The sequence below is a fragment of the Paenibacillus nasutitermitis genome, assembly GCF_014641075.1.
GTDB classification, from domain to species: Bacteria; Bacillota; Bacilli; order Paenibacillales; family Paenibacillaceae; genus Paenibacillus_Z; species Paenibacillus_Z nasutitermitis.
The window spans coordinates 2,228,527-2,253,689 of the sequence record NZ_BMHP01000001.1 but is presented as its reverse complement, the minus strand read 5'-3'; the positions used below and the strand labels follow the sequence as shown (position 1 = coordinate 2,253,689).

24 protein-coding genes and 1 pseudogene are annotated in these 25,163 nt (G+C 47.5%); 5 read left to right on the top strand and 20 right to left on the bottom strand.

Annotated elements, in window-relative coordinates:
* Positions 1-35: 35 nt before the first annotated feature.
* The 16 genes from IEY46_RS09580 to IEY46_RS09505 all read right to left on the bottom strand — a co-directional run bounded on the left by IEY46_RS09580 (position 36) and on the right by IEY46_RS09505 (position 16,588).
* Positions 36-1,190, bottom strand: a complete 1,155-nt coding sequence (locus tag IEY46_RS09580) for a UxaA family hydrolase (protein ID WP_188991340.1) — start codon at positions 1,188-1,190, stop codon at positions 36-38.
* Between the two features lie 2 nt (positions 1,191-1,192).
* Positions 1,193-1,471, bottom strand: a complete 279-nt coding sequence (locus IEY46_RS09575; protein WP_229750173.1) for a UxaA family hydrolase — start codon at positions 1,469-1,471, stop codon at positions 1,193-1,195.
* Positions 1,464-2,276, bottom strand: a complete 813-nt coding sequence (locus tag IEY46_RS09570) for a hydroxypyruvate isomerase family protein (protein WP_229750172.1) — start codon at positions 2,274-2,276, stop codon at positions 1,464-1,466. The genes IEY46_RS09575 and IEY46_RS09570 overlap by 8 nt, the downstream gene beginning before the upstream one ends.
* A gap of 27 nt (positions 2,277-2,303) precedes the next feature.
* Positions 2,304-3,908 carry an extracellular solute-binding protein gene (locus IEY46_RS09565; RefSeq protein ID WP_188991336.1) on the bottom strand — a complete coding sequence of 535 codons (1,605 nt, stop codon included), beginning with the start codon at positions 3,906-3,908 and terminating at the stop codon, positions 2,304-2,306.
* 66 nt (positions 3,909-3,974) lie between these two features.
* Positions 3,975-4,856 (bottom strand): carbohydrate ABC transporter permease, encoded by an 882-nt coding sequence (locus IEY46_RS09560; protein ID WP_188991334.1) that lies wholly within the window; start codon positions 4,854-4,856, stop codon positions 3,975-3,977.
* A gap of 1 nt (position 4,857) precedes the next feature.
* Positions 4,858-5,811 (bottom strand): ABC transporter permease, encoded by a 954-nt coding sequence (locus IEY46_RS09555; RefSeq protein ID WP_188991332.1) that lies wholly within the window; start codon positions 5,809-5,811, stop codon positions 4,858-4,860.
* 73 nt (positions 5,812-5,884) lie between these two features.
* Positions 5,885-7,321 carry an NAD-dependent succinate-semialdehyde dehydrogenase gene (locus IEY46_RS09550; protein WP_188991330.1) on the bottom strand — a complete coding sequence of 479 codons (1,437 nt, stop codon included), beginning with the start codon at positions 7,319-7,321 and terminating at the stop codon, positions 5,885-5,887.
* A gap of 4 nt (positions 7,322-7,325) precedes the next feature.
* The gene (locus IEY46_RS09545) at positions 7,326-8,180 is read right to left on the bottom strand and encodes a class II fructose-bisphosphate aldolase (protein ID WP_188991328.1); all 855 of its coding nucleotides are present in this window, start codon (positions 8,178-8,180) and stop codon (positions 7,326-7,328) included.
* A 4-nt stretch (positions 8,181-8,184) separates the two neighbouring features.
* Complete coding sequence (locus IEY46_RS09540; protein WP_188991326.1) at positions 8,185-9,390, bottom strand: diphosphate--fructose-6-phosphate 1-phosphotransferase; 1,206 nt, start codon at positions 9,388-9,390, stop codon at positions 8,185-8,187.
* Between the two features lie 14 nt (positions 9,391-9,404).
* Positions 9,405-10,745, bottom strand: a complete 1,341-nt coding sequence (locus IEY46_RS09535; RefSeq protein ID WP_188991324.1) for a hypothetical protein — start codon at positions 10,743-10,745, stop codon at positions 9,405-9,407.
* Between the two features lie 23 nt (positions 10,746-10,768).
* The gene (locus tag IEY46_RS09530; protein ID WP_188991321.1) at positions 10,769-11,644 is read right to left on the bottom strand and encodes a sugar phosphate isomerase/epimerase family protein; all 876 of its coding nucleotides are present in this window, start codon (positions 11,642-11,644) and stop codon (positions 10,769-10,771) included.
* Positions 11,641-12,801 (bottom strand): Gfo/Idh/MocA family protein, encoded by a 1,161-nt coding sequence (locus IEY46_RS09525; protein ID WP_188991319.1) that lies wholly within the window; start codon positions 12,799-12,801, stop codon positions 11,641-11,643. The genes IEY46_RS09530 and IEY46_RS09525 overlap by 4 nt, the downstream gene beginning before the upstream one ends.
* Positions 12,802-12,816: 15 nt before the next feature.
* Complete coding sequence (locus IEY46_RS09520) at positions 12,817-13,836, bottom strand: Gfo/Idh/MocA family protein (RefSeq protein WP_188991317.1); 1,020 nt, start codon at positions 13,834-13,836, stop codon at positions 12,817-12,819.
* Between the two features lie 78 nt (positions 13,837-13,914).
* The gene (locus IEY46_RS09515; RefSeq protein WP_188991315.1) at positions 13,915-14,652 is read right to left on the bottom strand and encodes a GntR family transcriptional regulator; all 738 of its coding nucleotides are present in this window, start codon (positions 14,650-14,652) and stop codon (positions 13,915-13,917) included.
* A 78-nt stretch (positions 14,653-14,730) separates the two neighbouring features.
* Entirely contained in the window at positions 14,731-15,816 is a 1,086-nt protein-coding gene (locus tag IEY46_RS09510) for a M24 family metallopeptidase (protein ID WP_188991313.1), read from the bottom strand.
* Between the two features lie 10 nt (positions 15,817-15,826).
* Positions 15,827-16,588 (bottom strand): sugar phosphate isomerase/epimerase family protein, encoded by a 762-nt coding sequence (locus tag IEY46_RS09505; protein WP_188991311.1) that lies wholly within the window; start codon positions 16,586-16,588, stop codon positions 15,827-15,829.
* 805 nt (positions 16,589-17,393) lie between these two features.
* On the opposite strand from IEY46_RS09505, the pseudogene IEY46_RS37215 reads away from it, so the two are divergent.
* A pseudogene (locus tag IEY46_RS37215) lies at positions 17,394-17,540 on the top strand (IS110 family RNA-guided transposase); the annotation flags it as partial.
* 190 nt (positions 17,541-17,730) lie between these two features.
* On the opposite strand, the gene IEY46_RS09500 reads toward IEY46_RS37215, so the two are convergent.
* The 4 genes from IEY46_RS09500 to IEY46_RS09485 form a co-directional block, all read right to left on the bottom strand.
* Positions 17,731-18,390 (bottom strand): anti-sigma factor, encoded by a 660-nt coding sequence (locus IEY46_RS09500; protein WP_229750171.1) that lies wholly within the window; start codon positions 18,388-18,390, stop codon positions 17,731-17,733.
* A gap of 59 nt (positions 18,391-18,449) precedes the next feature.
* Positions 18,450-18,995, bottom strand: a complete 546-nt coding sequence (locus IEY46_RS09495) for an RNA polymerase sigma factor (RefSeq protein WP_188991307.1) — start codon at positions 18,993-18,995, stop codon at positions 18,450-18,452.
* Positions 18,996-19,091: 96 nt separating this feature from the next.
* Positions 19,092-19,580 (bottom strand): hypothetical protein, encoded by a 489-nt coding sequence (locus tag IEY46_RS09490; RefSeq protein WP_188991305.1) that lies wholly within the window; start codon positions 19,578-19,580, stop codon positions 19,092-19,094.
* Between the two features lie 38 nt (positions 19,581-19,618).
* The gene (locus tag IEY46_RS09485) at positions 19,619-20,422 is read right to left on the bottom strand and encodes an extracellular solute-binding protein (RefSeq protein ID WP_188991303.1); all 804 of its coding nucleotides are present in this window, start codon (positions 20,420-20,422) and stop codon (positions 19,619-19,621) included.
* 708 nt (positions 20,423-21,130) lie between these two features.
* Between IEY46_RS09485 and IEY46_RS09480 the strand changes: the two genes are divergently transcribed.
* From IEY46_RS09480 to IEY46_RS09465, 4 genes are all read left to right on the top strand, one after another.
* Positions 21,131-22,156 (top strand): ABC transporter substrate-binding protein, encoded by a 1,026-nt coding sequence (locus IEY46_RS09480; RefSeq protein WP_188991301.1) that lies wholly within the window; start codon positions 21,131-21,133, stop codon positions 22,154-22,156.
* A gap of 71 nt (positions 22,157-22,227) precedes the next feature.
* Positions 22,228-23,154, top strand: a complete 927-nt coding sequence (locus tag IEY46_RS09475; protein WP_188991299.1) for an ABC transporter permease — start codon at positions 22,228-22,230, stop codon at positions 23,152-23,154.
* Complete coding sequence (locus IEY46_RS09470; protein WP_188991297.1) at positions 23,154-23,948, top strand: ABC transporter ATP-binding protein; 795 nt, start codon at positions 23,154-23,156, stop codon at positions 23,946-23,948. Before IEY46_RS09475 ends, IEY46_RS09470 begins: the two co-directional genes overlap by 1 nt.
* A gap of 103 nt (positions 23,949-24,051) precedes the next feature.
* Complete coding sequence (locus IEY46_RS09465; RefSeq protein ID WP_229750170.1) at positions 24,052-25,008, top strand: hypothetical protein; 957 nt, start codon at positions 24,052-24,054, stop codon at positions 25,006-25,008.
* Positions 25,009-25,163 lie beyond the last annotated feature (155 nt).

Sequence of the window (25,163 nt, the reverse complement as noted above, 5' to 3'; positions counted from 1 at the left end):
TCCAACTATGCATATAGAGCTAGACACCATTCATGTTAGGCGCTTCGATAAAGCTTGGTCATCACAAATTCTTTATGTCCAAGAGCCTCCGCAGAGGTATAACGCCCATTAACAACCCGGCATAAATAATCCATTAATTGATCACCGGCCTCGGTCAGATTCATTTCACGGGTCAGCAGACCGCTGCAATCCACATCGACATGCTCACTCATGCTGCCTGCTGTCATCGGGTTCGCGGTGACTTTAATAACCGGCTCGATGGGGTTGCCGATAATATTGCCTTGACCCGTAGGGAAGAAGTGAACGACTGCTCCGCCCGCCGCCATAAGCGTAATACATTCAGCCGCCGCAGAAGAGGTATCCATAAAGTAAAGTCCAGGACCGTTTTCCGGCATTTCGGCAGGCTCGAGTACGCCGATAACCGGCTTGGACCCAGTCTTCTCAATATTGCCGAGCGCCTTCTCCTCGATCGTTGACAACCCGCCTGCTATGTTGCCCTGGGTTGGCTGAGAGCCCAACAGGTCCACACCGGAAGCCTTGATTTCAGAAATATAGTCATCGTATATCCCCATAAATTTATGTCTGAGCTCCGGCGTGGCGCAGCGGTCGGCAATCAGATGTTCGCCACCGGTGAGCTCCGAGGTTTCCCCGAAGAACACCGTAGCTCCGGCATCAACGAGCCGGTCGACGGCTTGAGCGACCGTCGGGCAAGAGCCAAGACCGGTCGTCGTATCGGATTCGCCGCATTTGATGCTGACGGTAAGATCCTTAAGTTCAATAGGCTCGCGCTGTAATTCCGTTGCCCACTGAACAAATTCTTTGGCCTGACGGGAAGCCTGACGGATAATCTCCAAATCACCGTATCCTTTGATCGAGAAGGAGGCTACCGGTTTCCCGGTTTTCGCGATACCGTCCGCAATAATTCGGGTCCAATTCGGCTCGATGCCGATGACCACGACTGCGGCCACATTCGGATTGGAGCCCGTACCGATCATCGTGCGGAAATGCAGCTCCAGGTCTTTGCCGTATTGCAGTCGGCCGTATGCATGCGGGAGTGCCATTGTGCCTTGAATATGGCTTGCTACCGCCTCACATGCCGCATTGGAAATATCATCCACTGGAAGAAGGATGACATGATTGCGGATGCCTACTGTACCATTTTCACGCCTATACCCAAATAACTGCTTCATGTTTACCACCTCAAAGTCCTAATATTGTGTGTATGCACATAATCGCCCAAATGAAACCCCTCCGGCGCATAACCGATCGGCAAGCCATATTCGATGACATGGCCGTTCTCATCCACGTTCGCTACAGCAATCTTATGACCTAGCGGAATCGAATCCTTCGCGAGCACCTCGATGCTTGTATCCGTATCCATATACACCCCGATTATGTTCTCACCGGCGTTAATGTCGGTAGTGGCTACTCCGACGTGGTCGCCCTGCTTATGAATCAGAAATTTATGCATCCTCGGAACCTCCTTGAAAATAAGACGGAAAACTGTCTTTAATTTGAGTAAACGCATGGTCATGGCTGATGGAAGGCTTGTATTCCAGCCCGATATAATCCCAGTAGCCCGTACTGCGAATGGCCTCCAATACAGCAGGGAAATTCACTTCCCCTCCGATAGGCTCGGTTCTGCCTGACACCTTGGCTATATGGTAATAGCCGATGGAATCGTAATGGCTGGAAATGGTTCGAACCAAATCGCCCTCCATGATTTGCATATGATAGACGTCATACAACACTTTTACATTCGGACTGCCTACCTCCTCGATCACGCGGAAGGCTTCGGCGGATGTATCGCAATAGATGCCTTTATGGTCCACCTTGCTGTTCAAAGGCTCGAGAATGGCCGTAATGCCAGCCTGCTCGAGAATCGGTGCAATATACTTCAAGGACAGGACGGCCTCCTGCCGGTTTCGTTCCAGGCTCCAGCCTGAGATCAGATTACCGGGGACAAAGATAAGCCGTCTGCAAGACACCGCCTGCGCATATTCAACCGCCTTCTCCACATCCCGGGCTAGCTGCTCGCGGTCCTCTGGCCAGACCAGCACCGGCCGTCCGCTTCCCACAGCGAATCCGGATGTACCGCCCAGGCAGGTTACCTGGAGAGGGTGCTTCTCGCGAAGCGCCCTCACATCGGCCAGATCATGTATTCTCCATACAAACTCGCAACCTGTAAATCCAAATTGACCGGTCAAACGCCAACGCTCATGAAAAGGTACCGACGCTGCAAAATTCATTTCCAGATGTGCCGCGAATCGTTTCATCTGCTCCACCTGCCCAATAGGTCTGTTTTATTTATAAATATCTCCATACTTTTCATTAAACTCTTCGGTTATTTTGGCTTGGCCGGATTTGTTCCACTCATCAACAAACTTTTGGAAATTAGCATCCCCATCCAGTTCCCCGGTTACAAATTTAATAAAATATGCGTTTGCGACTTTTCCGACATCGGGATAATCATTCTGCGCGGACACGAATCCGGGAATTGTCGGGTATACGTCAACTCCCTCTGTAACCCTATCAATGTATTCCAATGCGCTTTTCGTATAATCGTATTTCTCCATAAGCTTCGTCTTCGTATAGAAGAATGAATAAAATGTTCCCGCACCTATTTTATTTCTCGTCACTTCACTGGAATATTCCGGCTTTACAATCGGAACACCGTCTACCATATCGTAATGGTCGCCTTCAACCCCATAGGCGGAGAGCAGGTAAGTCTCTTCATCCGATGATAATGCGCGGAGAATTTGGAATATCCGTTCCTTCTTCTCCTCATCCTTCGCCACCTGCGCACCTAAGGCAATAAAGCCGTTTGGGGCTCCGTAAGAGTATGCTTTGACCGATTCAACCGTTCCTTTTAACATTTTGCCGATAACCAGCTCCGAATCGGGATTTTTGGCTTTGAACCGCGGTCCGATAATGCCCGTATCAGTATTGAATTGATAGGATTGCCAGTCGCGAACACCTACAATTCCATTAATGAAGTCATTATGTGCATCATCGGCATTTTTCGTGATAAATTCCGGATCGATAAGACCTTCTTTGTACCATTTGTTCAACAGCTTAAAGGCGCCTCGTGCCCCGTCTGTCATCAATCCATGAACGATGCTGCCGTTCTCATCCATCATCCAGCCGTTTTTGACGCCGAAGGCGCTAAATATAGGAGTGAATGACCGGCCGTCGGCCCCCTGGCCGGAATAACCGAAGGTATCCTTTTTTCCATTGCCGTCCGGATCGTCATTGCGGAACTTTCTGATCACATCCTCGAATTCTTCCAAGGTTGTCGGAGCATGATCATAACCAATTTTCTTCAACCAGGCCCCATTATAAGCAGGCAGAAACGGCATATTGCCGATTTCCCAATACAGCGGGATTGCGTAATTTTTATCCCCCACCAATGCGTACTTCCATAGATTCGGATCCACTTGATCCACGGTAGGAGCATATTCCGGCATTTTCGCCTGAATTTCCTCGATCGGCATTTCGGCCAGGATGCCTTGCTCGGCAAGATCGGAGACATCTTTTCCTCCATCCAGATACATAACGTCCGGAATATCGCCGCTGCTTACCTTCAAATTAATTTGTCCCCGGTAATCCGCGCGCTCTACGCGAATATTTTTGAATTTGACATTAAACTTTTTCTCCAATGCTTGCTGTACCGGGGTGTTATCGGTTTCCGGCGGATTAAAGCTTAACCAGTTAATTTCAATCAGCTTATCGGTATTAGCGTTCGAGTTTTCCGTTTCATTCGTAGTTCCTGTGTTCTTCGTTGTTGCCGTTTCATTTGCACTGCTTTTCTTGCTGTTGTTGTTGGAGCTGCACCCCGCCAGTACCCCCGATAAAACGAATACACATACAAAACATAGGACCAGCAGCTGCTTCTTCGTTTTCCCCATACTCTGTTTTCCTCCCTCGTTTGGTCTGTTGAAACTATATCCAGACGTTCCTTCGAAGAAAAGTTGTTAACCCTTCAAGGAACCAATGAATATCCCTTTCACAAAATACTTCTGAAGGAATGGATATACCAGCAGAATCGGGATGGTGGCAATCATCAGCACCGCCGCCTTAATCGATTCCGGAACGACATCGCCGGCCATTTGATCCATAATCATCGACATCTCATTCTGACTGTTATCGATAACGAGTCTCCGCAAATAAATTTGCAGAAGCATCTTCGTCGTGTCTTGAATGTAAAGGAGGCCGTCAAACCACGCATTCCAGTGACTCACTGCAAGCCAAAGCCCTACCGTAGCCAATATCGGTTTGGACAACGGAATCACCAGCGAGAACAATATTCGAACTTCATTGGCCCCATCAATCTTGGCTGAATCCTCAAGTTCGCTCGGGATGTTCATAAAGAAGTTGCGCAGGATAATCAGAGAGAATGTGCTGATTAGAAAAGGCGGCGCCAGGATATACACCCATTGCGTGTTGATTAAACCAATGTTTTTAATCAGCAAGTAAGTGGGAATAAGTCCCCCTTGGAAAAACATCGTGAATACAATGAGCAGTGTAAACCATTTTCTATGCGGCAGTTGTTTCTTGGCGAGCGGATAGGCGGTAATCGACATGAAGAACAGGCCTAACAGTGTGCCTACGACCGTCCGAAATATCGTATTGCCGAATCCGATCCAGATTTGCTGAGAAGCGAACGCTTGCTTGTAAGCGTCCAGCGAGAATTCCAACGGGATCAGATGAAGTCCAGGCCGTATGGCTTCAATTGGCGTACTGAAAGATACGGCCAACATATGAATAAACGGATAAATCATCACTCCGCAAATCAAGACAATGAAGATAAGTAACACATATTGAAACATTTTCTCTCCAAATGTCATGTGCACCATGTCAAAACAACCCTTCTTGTCCAGACTTCTTGATTGAATAATTCGCCATCAGGATCATGGCAAAGCCGACTACGTTCTTAAATAAGCCGACTGCAGTGGTGAAGCTGTACTGCATCTGGGTCACGCCGACACGGTACACATAGGTGTCAATGATATCGCCGACCTCATAAACGGCGGCATTATACAGGTTCAACACCTGGTCAAAACCGGCATCCATCAAATTGCCGATCCGCAGTATGAACATGATGGCAATGACAGGCATAATGCTCGGAATGGTAATATGCAACGTTTGTTTCCAACGGTTGGCTCCGTCAACGACCGCCGCTTCGTATAAATGGGAATCAATACTTGAGAGCGCAGCCAGATAAATAATCGTCCCCCATCCGATTTCTTTCCATATTCCCGACATAACCAGCGTGAAGCGGAAAAATTGCTTATCCCCGAGAAAATAAATCGGGTCAAAGCCGATCATCTTGATGATTTCGTTCACAACTCCTGTTGTGGGCGACAGTAAGGTTGCCATAATTCCACCCAGAATGACCCAGGAAAAGAAATGCGGCACATAGGAGATCGATTGTGCAATTCGTTTAAATGTCTGCAAGCGGACCTCGTTAAATAACAGAGCCAGAATGATCGGAGCCGGAAAACCAAAAATAATGTGATAAAAGCTGATAATCAACGTGTTCTTGATAATATCCAGAAAATCCGAAGCGGTGAACATCCGGATAAAATGCTTGAGACCGACCCAATTGCTGCCCAATATACCGTCCATGATTTTGTAATCTTTAAATGCAATCTGAATCCCATATAAGGGAGCATAGTAGAAAATCAGATACCAGATGACTCCGGGGAGAATCAAGCACAGCAGAAATTTATTTTTTCTATACTCCTTCCAGATCGAGTTTTTTACATCTTCATTGCCTTTCTCCCGATATTCTACAGCAGCACGTTCCATACCCTTCCACCTGCCTTTTTAAGGGTTTTTCGCAAAATGATTGCGTTTGCAAAATTCTGTTTGCATCATCCAGCTAGCCGATCCCTAAGGAAATGTATTTGACTTCCATGAAGGCGGCCAACCCGTACTGCCCGCCCTCGCGTCCCGTTCCACTTTCCTTCCAGCCCCCGAAGGGCGCTTGAGCCACGGACGGCGCCGCATCGTTGACGCCGATAACGCCGTATTCCAAACCTTCCGCGATGCGGAAGGACCGGCCAAGGTCTTGTGTGAAGACGTAGGCGGCCAGTCCATAATCGATGCCATTGGCTTGCTGCAGTACCTCTTCTTCGGTTGAAAAAACAATCAGCGGCGCAACGGGTCCGAAGGTTTCTTCAGAGCAAATCTTCATCGTCTTATCTACATGGCTCAGCACCGTAGGCTCATAGAACGCACCCGCAAGTCCCTCTCCTTTCCATCGTTTACCGCCTATTACAATGCGGGCTCCTTTGGTAACGGCATCCTGCACCTGGAGATCAACCTTCTCCAAGGCTTGCTCATCTATAAGGGGGCCGATCTGGACGTCCGGGTCCAAGCCCGCACCCAGCTTTAGCTGCCCGGTCCTCTCGGCTAATTTCTCGGAGAACGAACTCATTATGGAATGATGCACATAGATCCTGTTCGCGCAAATACAAGTTTGACCCGCATTTCGAAATTTGCTGATGAGGCATGCATCCACTGCTGTTTCCAAATCCGCATCGTCGCAAATAATAAACGGAGCATGGCCGCCAAGCTCGAGGGACAGCTTCTTAACCTGCTGGGCCGAGTCGCGGATCAGTGTCTTCCCAACTTCCGTCGAACCTGTAAAGGTAATCTTTTTGACCTTCGGATTCTCCATGAACTCGGCTCCTACGACGCTGCCTCGCCCTGTTACCAAATTGGCGACACCGGGGGGAAAGCCAGCTCTATCAAAAATCTGGAACAGCAGGACAGCGCTTAACGGAGTCGAATCGGCCGGTTTCAGTACAACAGTGCAGCCTGCAGCTAAGGCCGGGGCAAGCTTGCGTGTTACCATGGAAACAGGAAAATTCCATGGCGTAATAGCTCCGACCACACCGATCGGTTGATGGATGACCATAATCCGTTTATTGGGGACGGACGCAGGGATCATTTCCCCGTAGTTCCGTTTCGCCTCTTCGCTGTACCAACGTAAAAATTCTGCGGCAAATTGAACTTCGCCTTTGGATTCCGACAGCGGCTTTCCCTGCTCAAGCGTTAGGATCTCAGCGACCTCGTCCCTGCTTTTGATCAATTCTTCGTATGCGCGATACAAGAGGCTGCTCCTCTCCGCAGCCGGTCTTGCCGACCATGCGGGAAAGGCTTCCGAAGCCGCATCTACAGCCAATGCAACGTCTTCCCTGGAGGCAATTGGAACGGAACCGACGGCTTCCATGGTCGCCGGGTTCGTCACTTGCTTTCTTCGGCCGTCCATCGCTTCTTCCCATCGGCCATTCCGATACATAAATCCATTCATACGGTTACTCCTCTCCTCGCTGCCCAAAGAGCCGGATTTTTTCAGCCACTTTTTGTTTTACCGCATCCCTGGCCTCGCCAAGTACAACCGCCAAATGATATTCATCCGGATCATCCCGCCACACCCGCTGTGCCGCAAGCGCGAAGGCTTGGCGTAATTCCGTGTCGACATTGATTTTGGAGACTCCTGCCGATATCGCTTGATGAATAAGCGCATCCGGTACACCGGAGCCCCCATGAAGCACGATCGGCTTATCCACCTGCTCCGCGATTTGCCGCAGTCTGTTCAAATGCAGTTTGACCTCGCCTTTATACAATCCATGTGCGGTACCTACGGCAACTGCCAAATAATCGACGCCTGTTTGCTCTGAGAAGTAGACCGCCTCTGAAACATCGGTTAGAAACGCCTCTTCCTCGCTGACGGTTCTATCATCTTCCGTGCCGCCGATCCGGCCGATTTCACCCTCCACGGATATACGCAGCGCATGGGCGGCATCCGCTACCTGTCTGGTAATACGAATATTTTCATCCAGCGGAAGATGGGAGCCGTCGTACATAACGGATTGAAATCCTAATTGAACGGCCAGCATCGCCTGTTCAAAGCTGCTGCCGTGATCCAGATGAATCGCAACGACGGCGTCCAGATCCCTTCCCAGACTGTGAATTAAGCCGACCATGGCATCCATTCCGATTGAACGGATCACACGTTGACCGATTTGAATCATGACCGGTGCCTTCTGCTCCGCCGACGCAAGGAGAATGGCCTGCACGGTTTCGGCGTTATGCGCACTGAAAGCACCTACCGCGAACCCGTTCGATTTCGCTTCTAACAACATTTCCTTGCCGGATACCAGCTTCATATACTTACCTCGCAATCTTCCCTAAGAGTGTCATTCCATCGGGGTAGCCCTGAATATCGTTGCCGACGATTCTCCGGAGCCATTTTCGATACGAATCAGTAATTTCCGTTCCTGTATCATTGAGATAACAGCTTGGCAAAGGACGTTCCAGCCCGGCTACTTTCTCAAACGGACAGCTACCGATTGTGAAAGCATAAGGTTCGTTGAGTTCCGAACTGCTAAGCAAAGTGAGCATCAATCCGGAAAGTCCCTGTCTTATCCCATTCATCGCCTGTTTGCCTATCTCTTCAGCCTCCAGCCGATCCTGCGCCGCAACCGACCACTGGGAGCATCTTTGATTCATTCCCAGAATCTCGGAACGGGATGAGAGCTTGGTCTCTTGTGAAATCAATCGGGACAGATAGCTGGAAGCGCCGCCCAGCACTTGTTGCTGTGACTGCTCATTCAGCGCAAGTTGCGAGATGATCTGCCCCTTCTCATCCCGAATGCCTTCGCTGACGACTACAATGGCATAACCGATGGTTTTTACCGTTTCCGAAATATCGTTCAGAAACTTATGGAACAAGAGAGATTTCTCCGGCGTATAGATCAAATGGGGAGGCTGCGCATCCGTCTCCTTCAGCAATGCGCTCGCAGCGGTCAACCATCCGACATTCCTCCCCATCGTTTCAATGATCCGAACCGATTCGAAGTTCTGCATCGCCTGCAGGTCTTTTCCGATATCTCTTACAGAGAGAGCTACGTAACGGGCAGCGCTGGCGAAGCCGGGAGCATGATCGGTTTCATACAAGTCATTGTCGACCGTCTTGGGAATCCCGATCACGGCTAGATCATAATGCAATTCCTTCGCGGTCTCCTCAAGCTCCTTGCAAGACCACATCGTCCCGTTCCCGCCAATGAATACCAGATAATGAATATCTAATTTTTTTAGATTTTGAACCGCTTGAACCATGTCTTGCCGTTCCATCGTCCATCTTCCGGATCCGAGGAAAGCTCCCGGAACATCGCGGCTTTGTCTCAGTTCTTGTTTAAGGGCCCCGTTAAAGGTGACAAATTGGTTGTTGGCCAATCCCTGAAAGCCGTTTAGAATCCCTACAATCTCATAGGCATCGCCGGCTTCATTTACAAACCCGTATAAACTGGCATTTATTACGGCAGTAGGCCCGCCTGCTTGACCGACGGCTATTTTCGTTTTTTTACGCTTACCCATGAATATCCCTTCTGTCATTCGAAAATTACGTATTCGATCTTCAGCAACTTGCACAGTTCTTTCAGTTTGTCGACAATATCATCGTAAATAATAGAATAATGGGGCTCGAAGCCGCCGAGCATCAGTGAATGAACGATCTGATCAGCTTGGCCGTTAAGTTTCACCGATACGGAGGTTCCGGTGAACGGCTGAGGTTCATCCAATGCTTCTCCGCGCATGATCAGCATGCGATAACCGTCGAATGATTTGCTTAAGCGGGATATCGTAATCTTCCCCGGCTTCAATCCAAAATCAAGTGCGAATCCCAGCTTCCGGTTTGGCTGCACGCCCGCTTTGGCCCCGACAGCAGGATGGGCGAGCGAATAAGCGCCGGCGCCGCAGTGCCAGAAGACAACGCTGTTGTTCGCTTCATTCAACAGGACAAGGTCGCCCAGATAAGGAGGGAGCCCCCCGCTTAATTCCCTTTGAATAAACATCGTAACCGCCCCATGAATATCGGATTCGCAGGAAGATACAATGCCGTCTTCAATAAATTGCGACAATGTAGAACAAGCGGCAGCGCCTAATTCTGCGAAAAATTCCGGCCAGCAGCGAACCGCCGTTGCTGTTATATGATGCCGGTCCACATACTGCTTCAGGCAAGTTGAGAATTTGGCGAATTTCACGGCAGATTCATCACTTTTATCAAGACCGACAACCATCGAAGCTGCCCGGTCCAGCATCGGCTTCCACGCTTCTTCATCGAGTTCCAGTGCTTCCTTGAACATCCGATGCAAATCGATATGGTGCAGGTTGACACCAATCTTACGATGCAGCTCAACCTCATCCGTACCCGAGAAATAGAAACCCGGCGGATGATCGCCTAATACGCCAACTGTCAAAGCGGCTAATTTACGATGCGTCTGCTTCGCCGCGAACTTACTTTCCAGCTTCGCTTGAACGCCTATTTCCGAAGGATTGCCATAAATAAAATCAAAGTCGCGCTCATAATACCGCAGCGCATGGCAGGAGCTGTTCCCGCCCGTCAAGGAATTCAGGCGAAGCCTCCCTCCAATCTCGGGCTCTCTGACAGACCAGACGACGATCGGTTGTTTGCAAGACTCCATCACCTTTACAATAAATTCAGCATCGGCGAAGGTCGTCATCTGATACACAATACAATCAACATCATTCGACACCATGCCGCTCAGTACTTCCCCTAATTCATCCGGCGATGTGATAATCTGTTTCGGCGCTTGGACGCAATGGCAGACCGATGTTAAATAATCCCGAGTTTCCTCAAAAATCCGGTTCGCGGACTCGATATCGAACGTTTTGCGGCCAATCGGCAAATATGCAATTTTCACATCAAACATAGAAAGTTCGCCTCCACGTAGGATTAAATGAAGTTTTCAAGATGTTTCTGAGCTAGCAGCAGCCCCCTTGCCACCTTATCGTCCGAACCGCTCCAGACCGGGTCCTCATGCTCGATGCTTAAGATTCCGTCATAGCTGATCTCGTGAAGAGCCGTAATAAATGCATTCCAATCCACATTTCCCTGCCCCGGAATCCGGTGTCTCCACCATCTTAACGTGAGCATTCCCTGATCCCTCATGACGCCAGGCAGTAGTTCCGTATCCTTGGCTTGGGCTAAAACAATCCGGTCTTTAAATGCATGGATAGCTTCAGCGATGTCAATCCCCTGCCAGATTAGATGGGAAGGATCGATATTAAGTCCCAATGCCGGGGATGGTACTCTTGCGAATAGCTCCCTCCACATATAAGGAGAGACTGCGATATTGTATACAGGAGGCCAGAACTCGTACATTGGGCAATTTTCGAAAGCGAGCTTTACCCCGTATCTCTCCGCCATATCCGCCACCTTTGGAAATACCTGTCCATAAAGCTCCAGATTTTCCTCCAAAGTCTTTGCCGGGTCGCGTCCGGTAAATGTAGAGACCACCTTCACGCCAAGCCTGGACGCCGCCTGCAGCAAAGTCTCGATATATTGAAGGGCCTCTATTCGTTTCGCCTCTTCCGGTGACAGGAAAGGGAGAACGCCAAACATGATTCCGGTAATCGGTATGCCGAATTTCTCCTGCGCTTGCATGATCGACGACGTACAGCGCCCTTCGGCAACTTCCCGCCAATCGACATGCTTGTAACGGGGGCCGCCGTGAATCTCAATTCCGTGAAATCCGTTCTCCTTCGCCCACGCGAACGTTCGCTCGATCTCCCACTCCATAAAGCAGGAATTATAAAATCCTATTTTCATGGCATAGAACCTCGCTTTATTAGTCGATCTTCAACTTTTGTCCAACATCCCATGTGGATGGATGCTTCGATTGCTTCGATAACCTGCTGACACTTCACGCCATCCGCAAAATTAGGTTCGGGTAATCGTTCTTCTTGAAAAGCCGTCAGAAGCTCATAAACCGTGTGTACGAATGTACTTTCAAATCCCAGCACATGTCCAGGCCCCCACCAAGCATCTGCATAGGGATGCTGCTGGGGCACCGTCGCGCTTATGGTGCGAAAACCTTGAAGATGCGGGTCATCCCGCCTGGAGAAAAACTGCAGCTCATTCATCTTCTGGAAGTCAAAAAGAATGGCGCCTTCACTTCCATAAATTTCAAGCGCGTTTTGACATTTGCGGCCGGTAGCGTACCTGGATGATTCAAGCGTCCCCATTGCCCCGTTCCGGAAGCGAACAAGAGCTGAGAAAGCATCGTCGACGGTGACCGCTTCCTTAACTCCGTTTGCATTAGTCCGTTCGGGAACAAAGGTTTCCCGCGAACCGATAACGGAGCTGATTTCCCCCACCAAGTAACCAGCCAAATCGATGACATGAGCTCCCAAATCGCCGAGTGCGCCCGCACCCGCTTCTTCCCGTTTCAAGCGCCAGGTCAGCGTAGCTTCCGGATTCACCAGCCAATCCTGGAAGAAATGGCCTCGGAATTGACGGATAGTTCCGATCCGCCCTTCGTTGATGATTCGTCTAGCCAGTTGTATGGCTGGTACGAAACGGTAATTAAAGGAGACCATATGTATAACCTTTGCGAGTTGTGCCGCCTGAAGCATGTCGACAGCTCCATTTAAATCAAGCGCAAGCGGCTTTTCACAAAATACATGCTTGCCACTTTTCACAGCTTCGAGCACAACCTCTTCATGCACATTGCTAGGAGCGCATACATCGATGAGGTCGATATCCTCGCGAGCTATTAGTTTCTGCCAATCGGTTTCAACGCTTTCCCAGCCGAAATTACGGGCCATTTCTTTTACAGCTGAGAGATCGCGCCCGCAAATCGCCTTTAGTTCAATGTCTACATTTGTGCGGAAAAAACGGTTAACCGTTTGATACGCCTGGCTATGCGCTTTCCCCATTTTTTTGTACCCGACCATACCGATACGAAGCTTTTTTCTCTCAGACATGCAGCAGAACCTCACTTATGGATGGACATATGAAACCACTTTTTCCGTTTCTATCGACTCTAATATGGCAAGTGTAACCGCTAACATTTCTTTGCCGGCTTGGAAGCTGACCGGCGCCGGCTCGCCTTTTTCGATCGCTTCCGCGAACAAAGCAAACTGGTCTTGATGCAGATTCTGATTCCGATCGACCGGCACCTCCTCCTTCTCCCCTCCTTCATACAGCATCAGCCTATCGGTAACATTATTGAACGAGCCCTCGGCACCACCTTTGGGACCGAAAATCCGGTCTGTGCGCCCCCCCATTTTAAACCCTGCAGGCAGCCCCCAAGAAACAGTCATTTCCGCAATGTCGCCGGATTCGTATTCTACGGTTATGATTCCGGTATCGATCGCAAGACTTTGAATATGGGAAAGTTCTGCACGATCTTTCGCCAATATTCCGCCTCTGGCGTATATCGATTTTGGCTTGGATCCGAAAATCGTTTGCCACATGAGGAAATAATGGCAGCCCGTGTCCATGATTGGACCATTATTGCCGTTCGCGTCATGCATAATCCGCTTCGGTCTGACTTCCATCATATTCGTAGAATTGATGACCATCGGCGTCCCGAATTTGCCTTCATCGGCCCATTGCTTAACCTGCTTCAAGCTGTTCGATAAATTTCTTTGGAAACCAATGCCGAACTGAACTCCGGCTTTTCGCACAGCTTCTTCCATTGCAGCAGCATCTTGAAACGAATTTGCCAAAGGTTTTTCACAAAAAACGTGCTTGCCTTGCTGCGCAGCATAGATCGTTACAGGAGCATGGAATGGGAGCGGCAAACAAATGGAGATAATTTCGGCCTCCGGATCAGCAGCCGCTTGTTTATAATCGGTATAAACCTTCTCCAATTCGTATTGATTAGCAATGCTTTGTGCCCGCGGCTCATCGATATCAGTTATGGAAATAACCTCGTGACCCGCTAATTTCCATGCAGCTGCATGATTGCTTCCCATATCTCCTGCTCCGATAACGGCTACTTTATAGCTCTTCATTCGTAATCTCCTCCTACATCAAGTGTGTGAAAATATGTCCTAACATCCCTACATCATGATCTTTCAATGAAATAAGAGTCAGCGTTCCAGCCGAACCTTATACATGTAGCGATCAGAGCGGTAATCCGTCATTGTATATTCGAGCGGCAGCCCTTGGATTGAATAAGTTACCCGTTCCATTCTCATTAATGCGGATTTTTCGTCTACTTCCAGAATCGCGGCATCTCCTTTGTCCGCCGAACGCGCGCTAATATTCTCATCCGCATATCGAAGACGAACGCCATTCTGTTCCAGAACGGCATAGAATGCGATCGTTGACAAATCGAGATTTCCGAACAGCCTCCCGATATCTGCCGGCCAGTAGCTCCGTTCAATGGCAATCGGTTCATCGTTTGCTAGACGCAGCCGTTTTATATACAGCACTTTTCCATTCTTTTGACCATTCAATAGTTTTTCGCGGACAAGAGCTGTTGGAACAACTTCCATCACCTCGATGACTTTCGCGCTGGGCACAAGCCCTTTGATCGCCATTTCTTCCGCGAATCCGGTCAGTCTCCCTAATATCTCTTCCATTTTGGGTTTGCAAACCAGAGTGCCTTTCCCCTGCTTCTTCTCCAATTTTCCCTCAATAACCAAAGCATTTACAGCTTCACGCACCGTAGTTCGGCTTACCTCGTAATAGGAAATAAGTTCATTTTCCGTGGGAATTAATTGACCTTGATTCCAATCACCATTTTCAATTTTGAAATCAAATATTTCCTTTAATTGGTGGTAAAGTGGGATTGGTAATGTATGATCCAGTATAATCCGGTTCAAAAAAGCGCCTCCTTCTAATCGTTCAAACTTGACCTTTTCTCATTATAATACACCCGTCAAGCTTAAACGATCATTCTGTCAACGCTGCAGAATAGCGGGTCGTCTGTATACTTTATTATCTATCTTGACCTCTAAGTACGGATATTGATTCGTTTCAGTCATCCATTCATTTGCTTCATGGTGAACGAGTAGGGTATCTTCTGATTTCACGCCGGCTATAGACGGGTTCCATGCAACTAATTGGCCTGCGCGAAGCTTATAGCTTTCCCCCGAGACCGCCAGTTTCTCCCTCGTCGCATAACCGGTTAAACCGCCCTGATGATGGTTCTGGTATTCTTCGGGAAATCCTTCGTCCCGATAAAATTGCTTCATTTGCATGAACAAATCGTCTAATGAAGTTTCCGGTCTGGTCGCATGCATTAACCGCGAATCGATGCGGACCACGGCATGCTGCTTCTCATTCAGGGAATCGGGAATCCGTCCGAAATGAACGAGTCTGCTCGCAGAAGCAATCAGCCCGTTCTTGCGGGCGCAGACGACCACCATAGCATAAGCATTCAAGCGCTTGTCGGTGGGCAGCGGATGTCTCCGCTGATAGGCACGTTCATCCACAGCAACCAGATTGACGATCGGTTCCAGCCCCCGTTCATAACACCTATAGGCTAATTTACCGGCAATCAGAAATTCCGAATCGCCCTTTTGAATTTCAGTAGCCGTTTGTTCAATCGCTTCTCCCGTTAGCTGCCCCAGCCTTTTCATCTCAAGGAAACGATCCTGCGGAATAATGCTCCGAAGATTAAGAAATTCCGGTTCCAATTGGGCGTCCGTCTTCATGAATTCGGTATCGGCCAGATGTTTGCGGATAAGCGCCTCCTTCTTCCCGGGTTCATGCCAACTCCATATCTCCCATGAAGTGACTGCTTTCGCGAATTCAGAAGACATTTCTTCTTCCAGCAGCCTTCCTGACTCAATATTATTTATGACAATAACGCAGTGGATCCTGGTAATTAGAATGGAGCAGCAAGCAGGTTCGGATGCGATATTGACATGACTTCTTCCTCCCGTAAACCATGAAATGTTTTTTTGGAGCGTCATAAGTACAGCATCCGTATTCGAACGCTGAAGCAAGGAACGAACATCAGCCAATCGCTGAAATGAATTCATAGGTCCCCCCTCAATAATCGGATTGAGCTAAAAACTTTCTGCTCTGGGCAGCGCTTTCAAAAGCTTTTAATTCTGAATTGTCCTGCTCAACCGTCCACCAATCCATCGGAATCTGCTCAATCAATTTAATCACGGCCTTCATATCCAAATCCCCTGTACCCAGCTCCCTCCATTGATCGGGAGTCGTGTCCTTGATATGAAAATACCGAATTCTCTCTCCATACCGATCCAGAAAATCCTCCAATTTATGCCCCGCTCTGTAAAGCCATCCGATATCGAGTGCGATGGCTACGCCGGGATGCTTCAACAATTCATCGAATATCTGGTAGCCCGGCTCAAACTCGTAGGCGTGATTATGATATAGCAATTCAATTCCAACGGCGCGGCATCGATCTGCTAATATCATAATATCCTGAAGATTAGCAAGGTTCCCGCCGCTTATAAGTAAGCGCATTACATTCAAATCTTGCATGTCGGCAAGGATCGAATCCAATTCCGGTTTCGGAATGCCATGATCAAAAAAGGCCTCCGGGGAAGCATGTACCCCCACTAGGGTGAAAGAATGTTCCGTCAAATAAAGTTTGAGTCGCTCCTTTTGCTTTAAAACAGTGAATCTACACTCAGCCCCCTCGTATCCGGCATTCCGCGCTTCATCGAAAATCGGCTGAAAATCCTGCTCCAAATTGCTGTTTCCCCATAATTGCGTTTGTATAGCAATTTTCTTGGTACCCACTGCAATCACACCCCCCATTTCCATTTTTAAAATAGCCAACGATAAAGAATCGATTTGAATAGATACATAATAACATCATGATCTTTAATGGTCAATCTAAATTTTATCCTGAATTTCTATTACAAAAAGTTCAATCCCATCAGAAGAATTAATGTGCGTATAACACATCATTTTTATGTCCATTATTGGAGAACAGTGCAATTTCCTGTCTATAGGGAAAGACAAATAGTTGTATTAAATAAAAAAATCCGCGTAAAATCGCGGACTCAAATGGATATATGTTCTTCTCCACGTGCAACTTCTATTGTTGCACATACATTTACATTGTTTAAATCCCCTATTTTAAATTAAAGAAAAAGTCGACCTGGTCGACTTTTTCAAGGAATCTCACTAGCTGGGAGCAATTTATTTTGTTCCAGGAACTGAAGTATCGTATCATTTACGTCAATAGGATTTTCTCTAACCATATGTGGGAGGTTCGCCATTCGCTGGAGGGGCTTTCTTCTTACCCCCGCTAAAACTAATCATTATAATCAACGACATGGATATTCCAAAAATAATGCCAACGGCATAATTGTCAAAAATATTTCCGAATATGAAAATGCCAACAACCGCGAATAACAAACTTAGCACATGATGAGTTTTAATGTTAATTCACCTCCTCAATAATCATTTATACGTTATTTTATAGAAGTAGTTTCGAGGGAACATTACCGACTGATTGTTATTACGCAGTACTACCTGTCTTAGTTGAGAAAACGGCAACCGATCTTCTGCCCGGCTTCCGTCTTGTTATTATTTGAGCTATATCGTGCTCCGTTAGCATTCCTGTAGAGCGTTAAGATTTCAAAATCTTCTACGTTGGATCCGTTCCCTCCAAGTCGCAAGCGAGCTTAATGCGGCTATCGTTGGTATGGAACCAACCGGTCATTACTGGCTTAACGTCTCTAGGTGGCTCTCCGAGCGTCAATTCGAAAAGGTAATTCTTTCGTTCCCGGGTTCGCATCGTTCCCGTTAGTTGCGACAAAAAAGCCATTTCCCCCCTTTCACATTCTCGTCTGCAAAAACAAACCATTCAGATAATGATTTTTCTGGCATTCCATTTCATGATTATCCTCCTAGCGCCTTGGTTTTAAACAGGTCGATGTAGAACAAAATATATCTGTCTTTTCAGTTACCCTCTATGACCCGGCTATTTTTTTTCCCCTTGGCTGGCTGCTGTTGGCGTCCGGTTCGGCGGTGATGCCGATTTGATCAAAAGTCTGCCCTTTGGCGAGCTGGAGGGTCAATATTCCGGATCCGTGTTCGTCCGGCTTGAATATTCCGCCATTTTCCCTCGAGCCGTTTTTCAGCAGCCAAACCTGGTATACCTGTGTACCTTCGACGCCGGGCAATTCGTGAATCTGCACCACCAAATTTTTCTCTGATCCCTGCTGGATAATATAGGCGATACCGTTGGTTCCCGGATGGCTTTGATTGGCTGCTTTTAAGGAAATGGCCGTTAAAATTTCAATGGGGGTATTTTCGGCATGGCGATTGTTTCCCTCTACATTCGCTATTCCAAGAGCAATAAATGCGAGCAACAAGACGGCCACGATACTGGTTGAAACAGGAGTGAACTGATTTTTGAGCATCATGGCAAGCTTGCTCATTTTAACCATGAATGTTTCCGCACCGCTTTTTCTGTTGTGATCAAGAACAAACCCCATCACTTCGCCTTTTAGCGATTCAGGCACCTCGATTTCGGTATAATCAAAAGGCAAAGCATGCCAGGCCTGGGACAATTCCTGATATTCTTTCTTGCAATCCGCACAATACTTTAAATGTTCAACAAAGGCCATGTGTTCGCTCTCCTTGAGCTCATTTGCTATATATGGAATTAAATGATCACAATCTCTTCTCATTTTATATCCTCCAGTTTCAGATGCTTCCTCAATCCTTTAAGAGCCTGGTGAAGCCTGCTTTTAATCGTGCCGAGCGGCTCTTGTTCCAGCTTGGCGATCTCTGAAAGAGAATACCCCTTCCAATAAAGCAAATCGATTAATTTTCTTTGCGCCGTCGGCAATTTGTTTTTCGCCTCCGCAATATTACTCGTATTTACTCGTTGCTCGATTTCATTGGCTGGGTCGGCGATCTCTTCATGTTCCTCTTGATGTTGTTGCGTATGCCTCTTCTCTTTGCGGTGGTAGTCAATGCAAATATTGCGGGTAATCGTGAGGAGCCAATTTACAAAACTCCCTTGATTTGGATCGTAAAGGCTGTTTGTTGTCCATAGCCTCAGAAAGACCAACTGAATAATCTCTTTCGCCTTATCCTCATTCCCATTGCAAAATTTCATAACGAAGCCATAGACAAGCTTTATATATCGATCATAAAGCTCCTCTAATGCATGACTATGTTTTTCGTTTACCAATCTCATTAATTCCGCATCTTGTTTTTCTTTCATATGGCACTCCCTGCTATTGGATAAAAATATATTGCCATTTTACTACGTTAAAAGTAAAGATGGGAACGACCGCGATTGATCGTTCCCTGGGCAGGCTTATTCAAATTCTGTTCCGCTGTTTACGACAAACCATACATCTTTTACTCCTTGTCCGTTTACATCCCCTTCTTGCTGGTCTTTTGCAAAATAATAGAGAGGAAAGTCTTTGTACGTGACCTGCTTCTCCCCGTTGTCTTCTCTTGTGATCGTACTGAAATCTTTTTTGTCAAAACCTTCCGGGACATCGAAATTCTCCTGGGTAAATACCGGCCAGTTTGCCAGGCAGTCTCCGCTGCAATTGCTTTTTCCTGCTTCGTCCTTTTTAAAGTAATACAGGGCCCTTCCCTGTGGATCCGCCAGGTACTCTCCAGCTTTATCATCTTTCAAAAGCTGAAGGCTATCAGCCGGGGCTTGTTCCGAATTAGTTTGATCCGTTTGGGCTTGAGTGGGTTGATTCGTCTCTGTTTTTCCCTCAGTGCTTTTTCCGCAAGCTGCCAAAGCGAAAATAATCGATAGTATCGCGAGGGTGAAAATTCCCTTTTTCATGTATGTTCCTCCATTTTTTTCAGATTCAAGGCGCATCCTTACTTCCAGCCCCATTTTTGAAAGATCTGGTGAGATTCTTCCGTTCTTAAATAATCAATAAATTGCTGTGCCTCTTTTTTCTGATCGGTGATTTTCGTCAGGGCGATCGGCGTTCCGCGATAGAGTTTATCTTCTTTGGGCAATTCGACCAGGTCTGTCACATCCTGAAGCCGGTAATACCACGATTCATAGGTAATCCAGGCGTCCAGGCTGGAATTCGATTTCCATCGTTCAATGGCTTCGGCACTCGACTTTACAGAAAAGTCAATATTTTGGGATATGCCATCGATCAGCCCTTTCCTGCCTGCCAGGTCTTCCCACAGGCCAAGCTGACCAGCCCCATTCACATCGATTATTTTTACTCCCTTTTTTGTTAAATCCTTCAAGCTTTCAATCTTCTTAGGATTTCCTTTCCTCACCAATATCCCTGCAGCACGCGGGTAAAGCTCAGTTCGTGATTTAGTGTCGATCATTTCGGGGTGGTTAAAGATGAAGTCCTGCAGCATGTACTCGGAGCCACCGAAAATAATATCTGCATTTTGCTTTGCCTGGCCAATCCAATTGCCCTCTGGTCCGGCTGTTACTTCCACCTTGATTCCCGTCTTACCTGAAAAATGTTCAGCAGCTTCCTTGATCGGTCCAAATGGCCCGCCCGGTCCGTACACCCGGATGACATGATCACTTTGGCTGGAATTTAGTGTCGACTGGGCCCGAGGCTTATCGTCCATTTTTGCATAGGCTGATAACCCGGCAGCCGTAATGATAAAGAGCAGCAGAGCTGTTAGGAATACGGTCTTTTTCATGATGTTTCCTCCATTTCATTCAAGATTTTTACTGGTTCTATTAAAGGAAACGAAGGGCGGTTGTAAACGGTTTGATTATATTTGCAAAATAATTAGATTGAACATCCTACAAACCCATAAATAAAAAGAATCCATTTTGAAAAAATGCTTGATCAAAATGGATTCTTTTTATTTTGTGGTACGATCAATGGGTCTAGGATCCTTTTCTAGCCTTTATCTCTCTTGTCCACGCGAGAATCCTTACAGTGGATGATGGGCAGGGCTACCTACCATATCTATTGTTAAGAATTTTTAATGCGTAGTTTGTGATAAGACAGATCCTTTCCGATTCGCTTAGTAGATGAGTATTTCTACATCTAGGTCTATACTCCTGCAAAAGTATTCTCTCTTGTATTCCTCTAGCTGCCCGGATGCTTTTCGGAGCCGGTTTCCTTTGTATAACTCGTCGCAACTGCTAATAAATAGTAAACCTATTTGTATGATATTTCTTAAGCGGAACAGCCTTAAGAGCATAATTATCTCTGTCATCACATCGACGACCGCCTGGAGCATCCCATGATATTATAAAAAAATCATTACCTTTGACGGGTTGTAAGGCGCCAGATACTATAGAATAATGGCTGTACCTAGTGCGCGCTTACTTTACCGCTTTCATGCATAAAAGTTTGCCAGTCAACGCTACCAATCTTACTGGAGGGGTTTTCGACTATGAAAAGGAAATTAGGAATTATTGCTCTTATGGCAGCCCTGTTGGCTACAACATTCGGCTGCGGAGAGAAAACGAAGGATGCAGCATCCGGAGGCGACAATACCGACAAGAAATCTTATAAACTCGCGATATCCCAATACGTAGAGCATTCTTCTTTGGATGCGACCCGCAACGGCATTTTGGCTGCGCTGAAAGATGCCGGCATCACGGAAGGCAGCAACTTAAAGGTCGATTACAACAACGCACAAAACGATTCCGCCAACAACTTGTCCATTGCCCAGAAGATCGGCTCGGCGAAAAACGACTTGGTCATAGGAATCGCCACACCTTCCGCACAGGCACTCGTTCAGCAGGTCAAGAATACGCCAGTCTTGTTCGCAGCCGTTACCGATCCTATTGGCGCCAAAATCGTAAGCAATATGGACAAGCCTGGAGGCAACGTCACCGGCGCCTCCGATACGAATCCGGAAGCCATTATAAGTCTGATGGATTTTGTCGCCAATAATTTCCCGAAGGTGAAAAAAATCGGTGTCGTCATCAATGAAGGGGAGTCAAATGCTGTCGTAATGGCCGATCACGCTAAAAACGCTCTTTCCAAACACGGTATCGAGTTAATCAAAGCGCCGGTTACGAATACATCAGAGGTCAAGCAGGCTGCTGAATCGCTGTCAGGCCGAGTCGACGCGATATACATTACGTTGGACAATACCGTCGTCAGTGGCGTGGATACTATCTTGAAAGTCGCGAACGACAAGAAGATTCCTTTCTTCTCCAGCGACCGCGATACCGTTGAAAAAGGTGCCTTTGCCACCGTAGGTTTCAAGTATTACGACCACGGTTACCAAGTCGGCCAGATGGCAGCGGATATTTTGAAAAACGGAAAGAAACCGGCCGATATGAAAGTAACCGTGCCGGACAAGCTCGACCTCATCTTGAATTTGAAAGCGGCCAAAGCTCAGGGAATCGAAGTTACCGACGCTATGAAGAGTGCGGTCAAGGACCAGAAGAATAACATTATTCAATAAATGTCTTTTTAAGGGGGTGGACAGACGCCTAATGTCCACCCTCTTTACATGAAAAAAAGGAGGCAAATCTTATGATGGAGTCATTGATTGACTCTTTACCCGGATCGATTGAGCTGGGGCTGCTCTATGCTTTAATGGCGCTGGGCGTGTACATCACATTTCGGATATTGGATTTCCCGGATCTGACTGTTGACGGTAGCTTTACAACCGGTGGAGCGATTGCGGCGATCCTCATCTCCCATGGGACTTCCTCTTGGGTGGCTTGTTTAGCCGCTTTAATCGGAGGTCTAGTCGCGGGAGCTTGCACGGGGTTTTTACACACCAAAGGCAAAATCAACGGATTGCTATCCGGAATTTTGGTGATGATCGCCTTGTACTCCATCAATATGAGAATAATGGAAAAACCCAATGTCTCCTTGCTCGGGGTGGATACGATATTCACCGTCGTCCATCCACTCGTTCTTATGCCGATTTTGGTGATCATAGTTAAGCTGCTGTTGGATGGTTTTCTTCATACCGACATAGGCATGGCGCTTCGAGCGACCGGCGACAATTCCCGAATGATTCGCAGTCTGGGCGCGAATACGGACAATACGACGATTTTAGGGCTCAGCCTGTCTAACGGCCTGGTCGCCTTATCTGGAGCATTGATCACGCAACAGTCCGGCTTCGCGGATATATCGATGGGGATCGGGATGATCGTAATCGGTTTAGCTTCCGTCATCATAGGAGAAGCGATATTCGGAGCCTCTACCGTCTTCCGGGCGACTCTAGCAGTTTTGCTCGGTTCCATCATCTATCGGATCGTGATCGCCATCGCCCTTCAGGTTGAATGGCTCGATACTTCCGACTTAAAGCTGATCACTGCTGTCATAGTAATCATCGCTCTCGTTCTTCCTTCGGTTCGACGAACATGGAAGCAAAAAAACTTGGCGAAAAAACGTTCCGCTTACTTTGCCGGGACTCCTACCGATAACACAGCCGGGGGTGACCGCTAATGCTTGAATTATCGAAAATATCGAAGTTGTTCAATCCGGGCACTCCGGACGAGAAAGTCGCCCTGAACGGGATCACTTTGAAGCTGAAAGCCGGTGAATTCGTCACGGTGATTGGAAGCAACGGGGCTGGTAAATCCACATTGATGAACATCATTTCCGGCGTCACGAAACCGGATTACGGCGAAGTTCGCATTGAGGGCAATGTGATCCATCACCTTTCAGAATACAAGCGTAGCCGTTGGATCGGACGCGTCTTCCAAGATCCGATGGCCGGCACCGCTCCCCATATGTCCATTGAGGAGAATTTAGCCATGGCCTATAAGCGCGGACAATCACGAGGGCTGCGGCTTGGGGTAACATCCCGCAAACGCTCCCTGTTTCGCGAACAGATCCAGCGTCTCGGCTTGGGGCTAGAGGATCGGCTCGGGGCCAAGGTGGGCCTGCTTTCGGGCGGCGAAAGGCAGGCGCTCAGCTTGTTAATGGCCACTTTCACCAAACCAGATATTCTGCTCCTTGACGAGCATACGGCTGCCTTGGACCCTTCTCGTGCCGAGCTGATTACCAGGTTGACGGAGCAGCTCGTCCGCGAAATGAAGCTCACTACATTGATGGTCACTCATAATATGGAGCAGGCAATCCGTCTGGGCACCCGTCTTCTCATGATGGATAAAGGCCGAGTCTTAATGGATCTCGAACAAGAGCGGAAGAAAGACATAACCGTAGCGCAGCTTCTAGGGGAATTTGAGAAAATCAGCGGGAATAAGCTGTCCGATGACCGGTTAGTTCTTGGCTGAATAAACCGCTATAATATGGATCTGGACATTACAAATCGGACAAGAACTGGCGTCCTTAAATAAAAAAAGTCGCAACTACAATATTTTTATGGAGGTATAGTGTATGTTTACAAGAAGAATGGGAACGATGAAACGCTTTACCCTATTTGTAGTCTTTCTCCTCTGCATAGCGATGTTGACACCCAACACAGCCAGTGCAGCATATTACAACACCTACACCACCGTCGCAAAGCTCAACAATGCAAATAATGCTTACGCCGCACAGGGATTTGCAGTGGGATCTACCTACGTCTATTCCGCAAAAGTCAACGGTGACAATACTAGGGCAGTCATTTACCGTACCAAAATGAGCGACGGGTCCACTACGCTCATGACAAACGGCGATAAGGGGACAACTTATGCTACCTACCTCGGCCACGCCAACGATTTGGTGCTTAGCACAATTGGCGGAAATTATTATATGTTCGTCGTCACCATGAACTCCGGCAGTATGAGTCTCGTGAAACTGAAGTATGTAGGAACGAAATATTACAAAGTTGGTAACTACACAATCAAATACAAAGGTTCAAACAAATCAATGTCGGGTGTGAAAATTACCAGCAAAGACGCTAACAACATACACTTTCTCTTCAAATCCGGACGGACCTTATACAGAGGTTCACTCCCACTGAACGCAAAAAGTGGTACAATTAATGTAACCGGTGGCTTTAATCTAAATATTGAAGATGCTCGGGTTAACGGTAGTACCATATCTAACATCAACTCGTATGCATTCCAGGGTTTCGGTTATCATAAAAATACAATATATGTTCCGATGACATATAAAAACATCAGCATTGTACTTGTTTATCGTAATATATCTACTGCCTCGGGTACAATAAAAGCAGATAAAAATTACTCATTCCGCATCACGTCCGCTGCATACTCTAACCTTTTTGAGATCGAGGGCGTCGGAATCGGCAAAGGGGATAAACTTTGGTTCAACACCAATCGAAGAACAAAAACGGGTGATACCGCTCACGACGGAGTGCACTATTTCAAAAATTACAGCGCCTCCTAAATAATAAAGTAGCCTCTCGGCATTCGCCAAGGCAGATGGGACAAGGGTTTCCTCGTACCTGACGAACACCCACCCCAATCACATTTCAATACTTTCCATTTGCGGTAAAGCTCTTAGCAACTGATCCATATTGAACATTCGGATTCGTTTCTAAT

Coding starts and splice junctions, on each gene's coding strand:
- IEY46_RS09580 (WP_188991340.1), bottom strand. CDS start 1,190: ATGAAGCAGTTATTTGGGTATAGGCGTGAAAATGGTACAGTAGGCATC.
- IEY46_RS09575 (WP_229750173.1), bottom strand. CDS start 1,471: ATGCATAAATTTCTGATTCATAAGCAGGGCGACCACGTCGGAGTAGCC.
- IEY46_RS09570 (WP_229750172.1), bottom strand. CDS start 2,276: ATGAAACGATTCGCGGCACATCTGGAAATGAATTTTGCAGCGTCGGTA.
- IEY46_RS09565 (WP_188991336.1), bottom strand. CDS start 3,908: ATGGGGAAAACGAAGAAGCAGCTGCTGGTCCTATGTTTTGTATGTGTA.
- IEY46_RS09560 (WP_188991334.1), bottom strand. CDS start 4,856: ATGGTGCACATGACATTTGGAGAGAAAATGTTTCAATATGTGTTACTT.
- IEY46_RS09555 (WP_188991332.1), bottom strand. CDS start 5,811: ATGGAACGTGCTGCTGTAGAATATCGGGAGAAAGGCAATGAAGATGTA.
- IEY46_RS09550 (WP_188991330.1), bottom strand. CDS start 7,321: ATGAATGGATTTATGTATCGGAATGGCCGATGGGAAGAAGCGATGGAC.
- IEY46_RS09545 (WP_188991328.1), bottom strand. CDS start 8,180: ATGAAGCTGGTATCCGGCAAGGAAATGTTGTTAGAAGCGAAATCGAAC.
- IEY46_RS09540 (WP_188991326.1), bottom strand. CDS start 9,390: ATGGGTAAGCGTAAAAAAACGAAAATAGCCGTCGGTCAAGCAGGCGGG.
- IEY46_RS09535 (WP_188991324.1), bottom strand. CDS start 10,745: ATGTTTGATGTGAAAATTGCATATTTGCCGATTGGCCGCAAAACGTTC.
- IEY46_RS09530 (WP_188991321.1), bottom strand. CDS start 11,644: ATGAAAATAGGATTTTATAATTCCTGCTTTATGGAGTGGGAGATCGAG.
- IEY46_RS09525 (WP_188991319.1), bottom strand. CDS start 12,801: ATGTCTGAGAGAAAAAAGCTTCGTATCGGTATGGTCGGGTACAAAAAA.
- IEY46_RS09520 (WP_188991317.1), bottom strand. CDS start 13,836: ATGAAGAGCTATAAAGTAGCCGTTATCGGAGCAGGAGATATGGGAAGC.
- IEY46_RS09510 (WP_188991313.1), bottom strand. CDS start 15,816: ATGAATTCATTTCAGCGATTGGCTGATGTTCGTTCCTTGCTTCAGCGT.
- IEY46_RS09500 (WP_229750171.1), bottom strand. CDS start 18,390: ATGGCCTTTGTTGAACATTTAAAGTATTGTGCGGATTGCAAGAAAGAA.
- IEY46_RS09495 (WP_188991307.1), bottom strand. CDS start 18,995: ATGAAAGAAAAACAAGATGCGGAATTAATGAGATTGGTAAACGAAAAA.
- IEY46_RS09490 (WP_188991305.1), bottom strand. CDS start 19,580: ATGAAAAAGGGAATTTTCACCCTCGCGATACTATCGATTATTTTCGCT.
- IEY46_RS09485 (WP_188991303.1), bottom strand. CDS start 20,422: ATGAAAAAGACCGTATTCCTAACAGCTCTGCTGCTCTTTATCATTACG.
- IEY46_RS09480 (WP_188991301.1), top strand. CDS start 21,131: ATGAAAAGGAAATTAGGAATTATTGCTCTTATGGCAGCCCTGTTGGCT.
- IEY46_RS09475 (WP_188991299.1), top strand. CDS start 22,228: ATGATGGAGTCATTGATTGACTCTTTACCCGGATCGATTGAGCTGGGG.
- IEY46_RS09470 (WP_188991297.1), top strand. CDS start 23,154: ATGCTTGAATTATCGAAAATATCGAAGTTGTTCAATCCGGGCACTCCG.
- IEY46_RS09465 (WP_229750170.1), top strand. CDS start 24,052: ATGTTTACAAGAAGAATGGGAACGATGAAACGCTTTACCCTATTTGTA.